Source organism: Parabacteroides sp. AF14-59, from assembly GCF_003479515.1.
Lineage (GTDB): Bacteria > Bacteroidota > Bacteroidia > Bacteroidales > Tannerellaceae > Parabacteroides > Parabacteroides faecis.
Genome location: NZ_QUHH01000019.1, coordinates 116,138 through 128,342 on the forward strand (window position 1 = coordinate 116,138; position 12,205 = coordinate 128,342).

13 protein-coding genes are annotated in these 12,205 nt (G+C 36.9%); all 13 read left to right on the forward strand.

The genetic code is table 11. The annotated features are described in order from the left end of the window. Nucleotides 1-14 precede the first annotated feature (14 nt). A complete protein-coding gene (locus tag DWW23_RS18790; protein ID WP_122355026.1) occupies nucleotides 15-716 on the forward strand; it encodes an NDP-sugar synthase in 702 nt (233 codons plus the stop codon). A gap of 89 nt (nucleotides 717-805) precedes the next feature. Continuing rightward, on the forward strand, nucleotides 806-1,663 hold the full coding sequence (locus tag DWW23_RS18795) for a hypothetical protein (protein WP_122355028.1): 858 nt from the start codon (nucleotides 806-808) through the stop codon (nucleotides 1,661-1,663). Beyond that, nucleotides 1,663-2,580 carry a CDP-alcohol phosphatidyltransferase family protein gene (locus DWW23_RS18800; RefSeq protein ID WP_122355030.1) on the forward strand — a complete coding sequence of 306 codons (918 nt, stop codon included), beginning with the start codon at nucleotides 1,663-1,665 and terminating at the stop codon, nucleotides 2,578-2,580. The genes DWW23_RS18795 and DWW23_RS18800 overlap by 1 nt, the downstream gene beginning before the upstream one ends. A 4-nt stretch (nucleotides 2,581-2,584) precedes the next feature. Then, entirely contained in the window at nucleotides 2,585-3,307 is a 723-nt protein-coding gene (locus DWW23_RS18805; protein ID WP_122355070.1) for an HAD family hydrolase, read from the forward strand. Between the two features lie 87 nt (nucleotides 3,308-3,394). Continuing rightward, nucleotides 3,395-4,225, forward strand: coding sequence for a metallophosphoesterase (locus tag DWW23_RS18810; protein WP_122355032.1), 831 nt, complete (start codon nucleotides 3,395-3,397; stop codon nucleotides 4,223-4,225). Beyond that, nucleotides 4,206-4,880, forward strand: a complete 675-nt coding sequence (locus DWW23_RS18815; protein WP_187576596.1) for a hypothetical protein — start codon at nucleotides 4,206-4,208, stop codon at nucleotides 4,878-4,880. Before DWW23_RS18810 ends, DWW23_RS18815 begins: the two co-directional genes overlap by 20 nt. 391 nt (nucleotides 4,881-5,271) lie before the next feature. Beyond that, nucleotides 5,272-6,381: an MraY family glycosyltransferase gene (locus DWW23_RS18820; RefSeq protein WP_122355036.1), complete on the forward strand. Its 1,110-nt coding sequence runs from the start codon at nucleotides 5,272-5,274 to the stop codon at nucleotides 6,379-6,381. A gap of 88 nt (nucleotides 6,382-6,469) precedes the next feature. After that, on the forward strand, nucleotides 6,470-7,558 hold the full coding sequence (locus DWW23_RS18825; protein ID WP_122355038.1) for a DegT/DnrJ/EryC1/StrS aminotransferase family protein: 1,089 nt from the start codon (nucleotides 6,470-6,472) through the stop codon (nucleotides 7,556-7,558). Between the two features lies 1 nt (nucleotide 7,559). Beyond that, on the forward strand, nucleotides 7,560-8,636 hold the full coding sequence (locus DWW23_RS18830) for a DegT/DnrJ/EryC1/StrS aminotransferase family protein (protein WP_122355040.1): 1,077 nt from the start codon (nucleotides 7,560-7,562) through the stop codon (nucleotides 8,634-8,636). Continuing rightward, complete coding sequence (locus tag DWW23_RS18835; RefSeq protein ID WP_122355042.1) at nucleotides 8,633-9,550, forward strand: ATP-grasp domain-containing protein; 918 nt, start codon at nucleotides 8,633-8,635, stop codon at nucleotides 9,548-9,550. The genes DWW23_RS18830 and DWW23_RS18835 overlap by 4 nt, the downstream gene beginning before the upstream one ends. A 12-nt stretch (nucleotides 9,551-9,562) precedes the next feature. After that, the gene (locus DWW23_RS18840) at nucleotides 9,563-10,180 is read left to right on the forward strand and encodes an HAD family hydrolase (protein ID WP_122355044.1); all 618 of its coding nucleotides are present in this window, start codon (nucleotides 9,563-9,565) and stop codon (nucleotides 10,178-10,180) included. Continuing rightward, nucleotides 10,173-11,201 carry a polysaccharide biosynthesis protein gene (locus DWW23_RS18845; RefSeq protein WP_122355046.1) on the forward strand — a complete coding sequence of 343 codons (1,029 nt, stop codon included), beginning with the start codon at nucleotides 10,173-10,175 and terminating at the stop codon, nucleotides 11,199-11,201. Before DWW23_RS18840 ends, DWW23_RS18845 begins: the two co-directional genes overlap by 8 nt. Before the next feature lie 105 nt (nucleotides 11,202-11,306). Then, a partial coding sequence (locus DWW23_RS18850) for a lipopolysaccharide biosynthesis protein (protein ID WP_147382630.1) occupies nucleotides 11,307-12,205 on the forward strand: 899 nt, incomplete at its 3' end.

Below are 12,205 nucleotides of genomic sequence, written 5' to 3' on the forward strand. Positions count from 1 at the left end.
GTTTCTGATAAAATATGGATTATGCAATCATTGCGGCAGGCGAGGGTTCCCGGCTGGTGCAAGAAGGAGTAAAATGCCCCAAACCACTGGTACAACTGAACGGTACGACATTAATAGACCGGTTGATCGATGTTTTTCTGAAAAACGACGCATCATCTATCAGTATTATCGTCAATGAAGAAATGACGGAAGTACAGGAACACCTGCGTAAGATGGAACTACCCGTTCCCTTTTACCTGCTGGTAAAGTCCACGCCCAGTTCCATGCACAGCTTTTACGAGCTAAGTCACTATCTGGACAGCGATAACATCTGCCTGACTACCGTCGATACCATTTTCAGGGAAGAAGAATTCGGCGGATATATCCGTGAATTCCTGAAAGACAACCAACTGGACGGTTTGATGGCTGTAACGGATTTCATCGACGACGAAAAGCCGTTATACGTAGATACCGATGAAGATCTAACGATCCGCGGCTTTCTGGACAAACAGGGAGAACCGGCATGCACCTATATATCCGGCGGCATCTACTGCCTGCGGCGTTCCGGATTGAAAGTGCTGAACAATGCCATTGAACAAGGCATGTCACGCATGCGCAATTACCAGCGCCAACTGATAGCCGAAGGATTAAAGCTAAAGGCATATCCTTTCAGCAAGATCGTAGACGTAGACCATGCAGAAGATATCCAAAAAGCCGAAGAGTTTTTAAACAGTTAACAGTTGACAAGTGACAATTGACAGTTCGTTCGGTAACTCTCACTTGTCATCTGTCATCTGTCAACTATCAACTGTCAACTAAAAAAGTAATGAGCAAACTAACTATAGCAGGTATTCGTCGGGAAAATCAGTTTTCCCCCAATCATATCGGGAACGATGCCGCCATCTTTACCCTGACCGTTCAGCACCTGCGCGATCTGGGATGTGAAGTAAACGAATACATAGAATCAGACCTGATAGTCCGTCATTTCCAGGAATCAGCCATTTTCAATATGGTAAGGAACTGGACCTCTATCCATAAACTCCAGCAAATGGAAGACCGGGGCTATACGGTTATCAACTCCGGTTATGGAATTGAGAACTGTACACGTGAGAAAATGACCCGCCTGTTAATGTCGAACAACATCTCACATCCTGCCAGCCTGATCCTTCCGACCGACGAAGATCCGACTGCCGCCCTTGAAGAAGCGGGATTTTTCAACAGCTGGATCAAACGGGGTGACTTTCATGCCATCCACCGGGAAGACGTCACTTACGTCAGAAACCCGGAAGAAGCCAAAACGATCCTGAAAGAATACGCGATCCGCGGAATCAAAACAGCCGTGATCAACGAACACCTGGTCGGCGACCTGGTCAAATTTTACGGCGTGACGGGAACAGATTTCTTTTATTGGTTCTATCCGTCTAACCAGCATCACAGCAAGTTCGGTTTAGAACAAATAAACGGAACAGCCAAAGGCATTCCGTTTGACAAGCCAAAGCTGCAGCAGCTTTGTAGCCAGGCTGCGGAAGTTCTGAATATACATATTTACGGAGGCGACTGCATTATATCCGAAGACGGTTCGATCCGCCTGATCGATTTTAACGACTGGCCCAGCTTTGCCCCTTGCCGTGACGAGGCTGCCCCCCACATTGCCCGCCGTATCTATAATTTAATCAGCAAATAATGGAAGAGACAACAAAGAAACCTGATATAGAGTCCACACTCAAATCCCTGGATACCGAAGAGTTCATCGATATCCATTTCTATCGCCCGATCGGTTACCGTTGGGCGTTATTCTTCAATAAACTGGGAGTATCTCCCAATGCGATCACGGTCGCCAGCATATTCATCGGCATCGCCGCCGGTATCTGCTTCTATTACCAGAGCCTGACTATTAATATAATAGGTATGCTGCTGCTGATCTGGGCAAACTCATACGACAGTGCCGACGGTCAGTTGGCACGTATGACCGGTAAAAAAACACCTCTGGGACGTATCCTGGACGGGACAGCCGGAGACTGTTGGTTTATAGCCATCTACGCAGCTATCTGCCTTCGCCTGACACCGGAATGGGGCATCTGGATCTGGATATTTGCAGCCATCACCGGATTTTTCCACAGTAAACAGGCTGCTATGGCAGATTATTACCGGAACATCCACCTGCTCTTCCTGAAAGGAAAGGCAGGCAGCGAACTCTCCCACTCTCCTGCCCTGAAAGAGAAATACAAGACCATGAGCTGGAAAAAGGATTTCATCTACAAACTTTTTGAAACATTTTATATCAACTATACGGTCGGACAGGAATCGCTGTCGCCCAGGTTTCAGAAAATGATGCACATAATCCGCACCAAATATCACGACGAAGCGCCGGAATGGTTCCGTAAAGCCTTCCGTGAAAAAAGTCTGCCGTTGATGAAATACACCAATATGCTATCTTTCAACACGCGTGTCATTGCCCTATTTGTCAGTCTGTTCATCGACATGCCGTGGTTGTATTTCGTATTTGAGATGACAGTATTGAATATCATGCTGGCATATATGATCGTCAAACACGAACATATATGTACCGCATTCACCAAAGAGCTTGAATCAAAATCATAAATATATGTTCGAACCAGACAAGATAAAAGGAATCATATTCGATTACGGCGGCACCATCGACAGCAATGGCATGCATTGGGCCGAAGTGATCTGGATGGCTTACCAGGCAGAGGAAGTTCCGGTCAGTAAAGAAACTTTCCGGAATGCTTATGTGCACGGCGAACGGACATTAGGTAAAAATCCGATCGTAAAACCCCATCATACTTTCCTCGACATGCTGCGCCTGAAAACAGACATACAGATCGAATGGCTCAAAGCAGGTGATTTTATCCCGGAAGCATACGCAACATCCGGATTAAAACAACGGCTTGCCGACTGGTGCTACGCGTATGCACGTAAATCCATCGACACAGCCCGTCCCATACTTGAGGCTTTATCGCAGAAATATCCGCTGGTACTGGTATCCAATTTCTACGGAAACATCGAATCGGTCCTGAAGGATTTCCACCTGGACAGCTATTTCCAGTCAATTGTCGAATCGGCCGTAGTCGGTATCCGCAAACCCGATCCTGCCATATTCGGATTAGGAGTAAAAGAGTTATCGCTTCCTGCTGAAGAGATCGTCGTTATCGGCGATTCCTACGACAAAGATATTGTCCCGGCCACTACTATCGGATGCCAAACAATCTGGTTGAAAAGCATCGGCTGGAGCGATTACGAAGGAAATGAAACAGCTGATCTCGTTATTACGGATTTCCCTGAGTTGGAAAAGGCTTTCGCCCTGTAGACATTTTGACCATCAATGGTTCAATAAGAACCTTTCAGAAAATAAAAGCCGCCCTATCTTTGCATATAAAAAAGATAGGGCTTTATTATGTTGAAAAGATGTGTTTTTTTACTATTCGTTCTACTCACCTCATGCGATCTGATAGACTACCATCCGTACGACGGAAGAATATCGTACAAAGAAGATAAAGATATTAATGAAACGAATATCTTTAAGATACAGAATACCTGCCAAAATAAAGACACCATCCGTTTTGCCTTTACAGGCGACACGCAACGCTGGTTGGACGAAACAAACGATTTCGTGAAGCATATCAATCAACAGGATTCCATCGATTTTGTCATTCATGGAGGAGACCTGACCGATTTCGGTATTAAAAAAGAATACATCTGGCAACATTCGATCCTGTCCAAACTGAAAATGCCTTATGTCGCCCTGATCGGTAATCATGATATTATTGGTAACGGGGAACTGGTATACGAAGACATGTACGGTCCCAAAAACTTTTCGTTCCGGGTCGGACCTTCACATAGTTATGGCGGAGGAGCCACATTCCGTTTCATCTGCCTGAATACGAATGCCCTCGAATACGATTACTCTATCCCCGTACCTGATTTTTCCTTTATAAAGAGTGAACTGAACAGTACAACGGAAGATGATAAATGTACGATCTTTGTCATGCATGTACCGCCCGGAAGCGAGCAATTCAATAATAATGTGGCAGATATCTTCCAGGAAAAGATTCGGGAATTCCCCAACCCACTTTTTTGCCTGCATGCCCATGATCATAACTTTGCCGCCCGCGAGTTATTCAACGACGGGATTATTTATTATTGCTGCGACAATATCGGCAAACGTACCTATTTACTCTTTACTGTAACACCAGATAGCTACTCCTATGAAATCATTAAATTTTAAAACACCCTTACTACTCATATTCATACTTTTATCGTTTTACACAACAGCTCAGGACAGTATCCCGGCAATAACAGGGTATGAAAAACGCATAGAAAGATACACGTCATTATGGGATCATCTGATTCCCCGATACAGCAAAATACAATTTGCCGGATCGATGGGAATGTTTTCCTTCGGAGTCGGCTGGAACTATTACCGCCATCATTGGGAAACAGACCTTTTATTCGGCTTTGTCCCCAAAACCACCCGTAACCTGAAAGCAGAAAGTGCCAAAAAACGTCATGCTATGGCTACATTTACATTAAAACAAAATTATATTCCCTGGAGAGTTCCATTGCACAAAAACATCGATTTCGAACCGTTAACAACAGGACTATACATAAACACTCTGCTCAACAGGCAGTTTTGGGTCCATAGCCCGGACAAATATCCCGAAGGATATTACTTTTTTTCAACCCGGATACGAACCCATATCTTTTTGGGCGAACGTGTCACTTTCAAGTTCAATAATCCGGGACGCTGGCATAAATCCGTCACGTTATTTTATGAACTCAGCTCATGCGACCTGTACATATTGAACAAAATCGGGAACAAATATCTAAAGCCGAAAGATTTTTTAAGTTTATCGTTTGGGTTAAAATTTCAGATACTGTAAAAAGAAGTTTTTAATATATATAAAAAAGCGGCTTCTTATTGTAATATTTAACACATAATCACACTCTCCGAAAAACCGCAAAACTGTAACGACACTCAGTATTCATTTTAATAGATAAACAGCTATATCACATAGATATAAGATACAAAGTAGTGACTAAAAAAAACGATCGTTTTTTTTAGTCACCGCAAAGGTATACATTTTATTTATATCTGCAACAAAGAAAAAGTAGTAAGATTCTAATAATCAAAAGATCCATAAAAATAATCCTAATTGTTAAAGCGAACAAAATAGTGACTAGAAAAAACGATCGTTTTGGCTAGTCACTATTTCGTCACCCTACCTCTGGGACTGACGAACTTTGTCGTATAAAAACAACTAGTATTAAATAATGGCTTACCTACTTATAGCTATATCCTTACTTATATCAATATTCCTATCAGCACTGATAATTCCGCGCGTTCTGGTAGTTGCATTCCGAAAAAAGTTATTTGACATACCAGATGAACGGAAAGTCCATAGTGGCATAATTCCCCGTTTAGGCGGTATCACTTTTGTCCCCACTATCCTCTTTGCCCTCTGTTTCACGACCGGTCTTCGTTATTTAATCGGTTATGAAATCCCTTCAGAGAGTCTTCATTTCATAATCCCTGAATTTTATTTCATGGCCTGTGGCCTGACGTTATTGTATTTATCAGGAATAAAAGACGACCTGGTAGGACTACGCTATAGAAGTAAATTCGTCATACAGATCATAGCCGCCAGCCTCATTCCCCTATCCGGCCTATGGATCAACAACTTATACGGTATCTTCGGCATTAACGAACTTACCCCCTGGCTAGGAATCCCTTTTACAATCCTATTAACTGTATTTATCGTCAATGCGATCAACCTGATCGACGGCATCGACGGATTAGCTTCAGGACTTAGCAGTATATCACTGTTAACTCTGGGCAGCATATACGTTTATTATAGCCAATGGATATACGCTACACTTGCGTTCTCCACTCTTGGAGTATTGCTTCCTTTCTTTTATTATAATGTATTTGGAAAAGTAGATCGCTGTAAAAAGATATTTATGGGTGATACCGGGAGCCTGACACTTGGTTATATATTAGCTTTTTTAGCAATCTCCTATACCAATAACAATCCAGAAAGAGCACCTTATTCAGAAGGAGCAATCGTTATTGCTTTCTCTACCCTAATAGTCCCTATGTTCGATGTGATCCGGGTAATATTGGTACGCGCACGAAATCACAAAGGAATATTTGACGCAGACAGGAATCATATACATCATAAATTCCTAGATATGGGTTTTAGTCCGCGCAGAGCCATGATCTGTATACTAGCAATGGCATTATCATTTAGTATCATCAATATTATATTGGCATCTGTCATAAATAACAATATACTGCTACTGGCAGATATAATTGTCTGGATTGGATTAAATTTATGGTTTGATCAAATACGCGACAACCAGAAAGAAATTAAAATCCAATAATATTGCAAACCCAAACACATCATATTTTTGAAGTAGTTTTTTCATTATATATAACAGGGATAGTTCCCACTATAAAATTGTAATTCAAATGATACCAGTAGTTAAACCTTTCATCGCACCATCAAATGAAATGATGCCAGAGATAGAAAAAATCCTTTACAGTGGCTATATTGCTGAAGGAGAGAAAGTTTATGAATTCGAACATAAATTTCAAGAATGGGTCGGAAATCCTCATTGTGTTTCTCTTAATTCAGGTACTGCAGCATTACATATAGCCTTAATGCTTGCAGGAGTAGGATTGAATGATGAGGTTATTAGTACCCCTCTTACAGCAGAACCAACAAATGTAGCAATAAAACTTGTAGGGGCAAAAGTTGTATGGGCAGACGTAGATTCTACAACTGGATTAATTTCTCCTGAAAGCGTCCGTTCACTTATTACTCTGAAGACAAAAGCCATTATGGTAGTCCATTATGCAGGTATGGTTTGTGATATGGATAAATTAAATGCTATTAGTAAAGAATTCAATATCCCCATAATTGAAGATGCAGCCCATGCAATGGGAAGTAAATATTTAGGAAAAAAGATAGGAAACAATTCACCTTTTACTATTTTTTCCTTACAAGCAATTAAACACTTAACAACTATTGATGGCGGTATTTTGACCTTAAAAAATCAAAAAGATCAAGATCAAGCACGCTTAAAACGTTGGTTTGGTCTTGATAAAACCAAACCTCGTCTTGAAAATGATATCAAAGAACCGGGATATAAATATCATATGAACAACGTTAATGCGACAGTTGGACTCGTTCAAATGCGCTATTTAGATTATATTATAAACTCACATATTGCTAATGGCAAATATTATGATGAGGAATTAAAGAATATTGATGGGATAGAATTGATTCCTTATTATACAAACACTGAACCATCCTATTGGTTATATACTATGAAGGTAGAACGACGTACAGACTTTTGTAAAATGATGTCCGAAAATGGTATTCTTGCATCTGAATTACATTTACGGAATGACCGCCACTCTATTTTCGCTGAATCAAAAAGAGAGTTGCCTGCTTTAGATGATTTTTATCAAAAGTTTGTTCATATTCCCTGTGGATGGTGGATTTCAAAAGAAGACATAGAAAGAATTGTCACATTAATAAAAAAAGGATGGTAAGATGATAGATCTTTATAAGCCTTTTATGCCAAAAGAGTTACCCGAATTAAACTCAATTCTACATTCCGGAGCATTAGCTTATGGCAAATGGGGAAAAGCATTCGAACAATCAATAAAAGAATTTATTGGTTGTAATGAAGACGTTTTAGTTGTAAACTCTTTTACGGCAGCTATTCAAGTAACATTATCTACACTAAATATCAAAATAGGTGATGAAATTATTGCATCACCCCAAAGTTGTCTAGCATCCACTCAACCCCTTTCCACTTATGGTGCAAAAGTTGTATGGGCAGATATAGATCCACAAAGGGGAACATTATCTCCAGAAAGTGTTGAAAGTAAAATAACTCCACAAACAAAAATTATTTTCCATAATCATCATTGTAGTTATCCTGGTTATATTGATGAAATAAATGCTATTGGGAAAAAATATGGGATAACCGTTATTGATGACTGCATAGAATCTTTCGGTTCAAAATACAAAGGACACATTCTTGGAAATTTAGATACAGATATAACTATATTTTCATTCCAAACAGTTAGACTACCCAATACAATCGATGGTGGAGCAATAATATTTAAAGATAGGACACTTTATGAAAAAGCATTAAAAGTTAGAGATTTAGGTGTTGATCGCAAAACCTTCCGTAATTCATTAGGTGAAATTAGTACATTGAGTGATGTTTCAATACATGGTTATGGAGTAACAATGAACGAGGTATGCAGTTATATTGGCTATTGCCAAATGCAAAATTTACCCCAATTATTTGCAAAGCAAAGAACTAACGCCAAAATTTGGCAGAAAAATATAATTAAACAATACCCCAACATAAAACTACTTAACACAAGAGAGATTGAACCATCATACTGGGTTTTTGGTATTTTAGCAGTCGATAAATTAGCTACATTAAATCATTTTAGAAACTTAGGATATTATAGTTCTGGAGTACATATTCCTAACACACTCTATAGTATATTCAGTCAACAAGGAGAGTTTCCTGGAGTTAATCAATTTAATAATCAGTTTATAGCACTACCAAGCGGATGGTGGTATAACAATAAAATAACAGAGTTATGACTATTCGAGAAAATGTTTTAGTAGCAGGATCTGGAAATATTACAGGTATGAATATAATTTCAGCACTTAAAACAGCCAACATTCCTGTTTATGGTTGTGATTTTAATACAATAAACCCAGCCAATACATTATGCAATAATTTCATTATTCATAAATGTGACTCAAATGAGTATATAATAGATATATTAGATATAATTGAAAAATATCATATCACTCACATTATTGCATCAAACGATCATGATGTCAGAGCTTTAGCAGAAGCATATACAAAATTAGCAGATAGAAAAGTGAGCTTAAACGGTTATTCAGAAAATATTCTAAATTGGTTAGATAAAGAAAAAACAGCAACACTTTTTAGTCAAAATGGATTTTTAACACCACCAATTCTAAACGAAAAGTTCAATTTTCCATATGTATTACGCAAAAATAAAATGGGGAATAAACAAAAATTTGTTCATATAGTTAATTCTGAAAATGATTTACATAAAATTCAAAATGAAGATTATGAAAATGGAATTATTACAAGATATATTAAAGGTAAAGAATATACAATTGATGTTCTTTCAGATAGTAATGGAAAAGTTATATCTGCAATCCCACGTTTACGAATTGAAGTAAAAGGGGGTATGGTACATCATGCTAAAATAATCAATAATCAAAAACTTATTAATCTGATTTCACGGATGTGTATCCGTTTAAAAATCACAGGTATCAGTTGTATTCAATGTATTGAAAACAATGAGGGAGAATATTATTTCTTAGAAGTAAACCCACGTCCTGGAAGTGGAATGGATTTATCAATAAATGCAGGCGTTAATATACCTAAACTATGGTTTGAAAAAGCGACTAAAGCGCCAGAACCTAAATGGGGACTACAAATGATAAGATATTTCAACGGTTATTATTTCATGTAGAATTCAAATTATATGTGTGACTCCATAGCCTTTGATTTTGATGGAACATTAATAGATATATCAATGCGGGATTATCTTATATATCGCGATATTCTAACAGAGGGAAATTATAAGTACCTATCCTTTAATAATTATTGGGAAATGCGGCGATCAAAAATTAATATATTCAATCTTTTACAGTCAAGTAATGTTGATGAAAAATATTTTGACTACTTTATACAAAAACGAAAGTCACTTATTGAGATTGAAGAATATTTAAAAAAAGATATTTTATTTCCACACACAATTAAAACATTAAAATATTTAACACAACATTACAATTGTTACTTAGTTACAATGCGTAATAATAAATTTAATACACTGAGACAAATAGAATGGTTGGGAATTAATGATTATTTTAAAGAAATAATTGTAACATCTCAAAATAAAATAAATACATTTAGTAAAATAAAAAATTTAAAATTTGTCATTGGTGATACAGAAAATGATATTATACCCGCCAATAAACTAGCAATAATAAGTATTGCAATAACAACAGGTATTAGAAATGAAAAATTACTAAAAAAATACGAACCTGATTTTTTAATTAAAGACTTAATAGAAATCAAAAATATATTATACAATGTTTAAAGATAAGGTACTTTTAATTACCGGAGGAACAGGTTCTTTCGGTAGTACAATTCTAAGAAAATTTGCACATTCAGATTTAAGAGAAATAAGAGTTTTCAGTAGAGATGAAAAAAAACAAGAAGATCTAAGGATTGAATTGAAAAATGATAAAATAAATTTCATCATTGGAGACGTTAGAGATTTTCACTCTATAAATATGGCCATGGAAGGTGTAGATTATGTTTTTCATGCAGCAGCTCTTAAACAAGTTCCGTCATGTGAGTTTTATCCAATGCAAGCAATACAAACAAATATATTAGGTGCAGAAAATGTATTAGAGGCAGCAGTAGAAAACAATGTAAAACGTGTTGTTGTACTTTCTACAGACAAAGCCGTTTATCCTATTAATACAATGGGAATGTGCAAGGCTATGATGGAAAAACTTTGCATTAATAAAGCCAGAATGCCCAAAGTAAAAGCAAACAATGGAGTATTCTGTTGCACAAGATATGGGAATGTTATGTGTTCAAGAGGTTCTATAATACCGTTATTTATAAATCAAATAAAAAAAGGGGAGGCTATGACTATAACCGAACCAAATATGACGCGTTTTATGATGTCTTTAGAAGACTCAGTTCGCCTAGTATTATATGCATTTGAAAATGCTAATCCTGGAGATATATTTGTTCAAAAAGCACCAGCTGCTACAGTTGAAACACTAGCCATTGCACTTCGTGAATTATTTAATTCTAATAATGAAATTAAAATAATAGGTGCACGCCATGGAGAAAAAATGTACGAAAGTCTATGTGGGAAAGAGGAAATGAGTAAAGCAGAAGATATGGGAGATTTTTATCGAATACCAGCAGATTTTCGTGATTTAAATTATACAAAATATTTAGCAACAGATCCCCCTCGATTAATGAATATCGAATACAATTCTGATAATACAACTCGTTTAAATATAGAGGAATTAAAAAAATTATTATTAACACTAACATATGTGCAAGAAGAACTTGCATCATGGGAAAATAGAATATAACACATGTCTCTTTCTATAACACAAAAAAGTATATACAAAAGTATGATTTTCAATCACAAATACTATTCATACAATTAAAATTCATAGAAAGTAATTTCACATAATATGAAAAATAAGATTGGCCGTAATGTAGGAGCTAATATCATAGGAAAGCTATGGAATATAATTTCAATATACATATTTGTTCCCTTATGGATCAAAATCTTAGGTATAGAAGGGTATGGCATCATTACTTTTTATTCCGTGCTACTTACTATTTTGGTTTTTGCAGACGCAGGACTCACAGCTACACTAACACGCGAATACGCAAAAACAGACGTTTCGATTGATTACAAACGAAATTTGTTAAAAACAATCGAATTCGTCTACATTTTCATTTGTATCAGTGTTTTTATTGCTGTTTTTTGGGGAGCTGAATGGATCGTAAATGCTTTTTTAAAAACAGAAGCTATTCCATATATTAAACTAATATATTCTGTTCGATTTATGGGAGCAATTATAGCAATTTATCTTTTATATTCTCTTTATCAAGGAGGGTTAATGGGATTGCAAGAACAAGTCTGTGGAAATAGCATAAATATTTTATATGGGATCATGCGAAGTGGAGTTGTAGTAATTCCATTAATATTCTATCCAGATATTTTAGTTTTTTTCTTTTGGCAACTATTTTCTATTATTCTATTTTGTTTAGTTACTAGATATAAAATATATAACTATATAAAAACAGATAGATCTTCTTCTTTGCAATTCGGATATTTACGTTTAATTGGAGGATATGCAGCAGGTATGATGATACTTACAATTCTAGCATCCTTCAACACGCAATTGGACAAGTTATTAGTTAGTCATTTACTGCCATTATCTGAATTCAGTAAATATTCTTTAGCTTCAACTGTAGGACAAATTTCTTTGATGGCAACATTACCAATAGGACTCGCTTTTTATCCTGAGATTACCAGATTAGTTTCCATGAAAAAGGAAAATGAATTAAAAGTTATATATCA

What these genes read in the sequence shown, in the direction of transcription:
- DWW23_RS18800 (WP_122355030.1), top strand. Translation starts at nt 1,663, where the DNA reads ATGGAAGAGACAACAAAGAAACCTGATATAGAGTCCACACTCAAATCC.
- DWW23_RS18820 (WP_122355036.1), top strand. Translation starts at nt 5,272, where the DNA reads ATGGCTTACCTACTTATAGCTATATCCTTACTTATATCAATATTCCTA.
- DWW23_RS18845 (WP_122355046.1), top strand. Translation starts at nt 10,173, where the DNA reads ATGTTTAAAGATAAGGTACTTTTAATTACCGGAGGAACAGGTTCTTTC.
- DWW23_RS18795 (WP_122355028.1), top strand. Translation starts at nt 806, where the DNA reads ATGAGCAAACTAACTATAGCAGGTATTCGTCGGGAAAATCAGTTTTCC.
- DWW23_RS18835 (WP_122355042.1), top strand. Translation starts at nt 8,633, where the DNA reads ATGACTATTCGAGAAAATGTTTTAGTAGCAGGATCTGGAAATATTACA.
- DWW23_RS18830 (WP_122355040.1), top strand. Translation starts at nt 7,560, where the DNA reads ATGATAGATCTTTATAAGCCTTTTATGCCAAAAGAGTTACCCGAATTA.
- DWW23_RS18810 (WP_122355032.1), top strand. Translation starts at nt 3,395, where the DNA reads ATGTTGAAAAGATGTGTTTTTTTACTATTCGTTCTACTCACCTCATGC.
- DWW23_RS18805 (WP_122355070.1), top strand. Translation starts at nt 2,585, where the DNA reads ATGTTCGAACCAGACAAGATAAAAGGAATCATATTCGATTACGGCGGC.
- DWW23_RS18840 (WP_122355044.1), top strand. Translation starts at nt 9,563, where the DNA reads ATGTGTGACTCCATAGCCTTTGATTTTGATGGAACATTAATAGATATA.
- DWW23_RS18790 (WP_122355026.1), top strand. Translation starts at nt 15, where the DNA reads ATGGATTATGCAATCATTGCGGCAGGCGAGGGTTCCCGGCTGGTGCAA.
- DWW23_RS18825 (WP_122355038.1), top strand. Translation starts at nt 6,470, where the DNA reads ATGATACCAGTAGTTAAACCTTTCATCGCACCATCAAATGAAATGATG.
- DWW23_RS18815 (WP_187576596.1), top strand. Translation starts at nt 4,206, where the DNA reads ATGAAATCATTAAATTTTAAAACACCCTTACTACTCATATTCATACTT.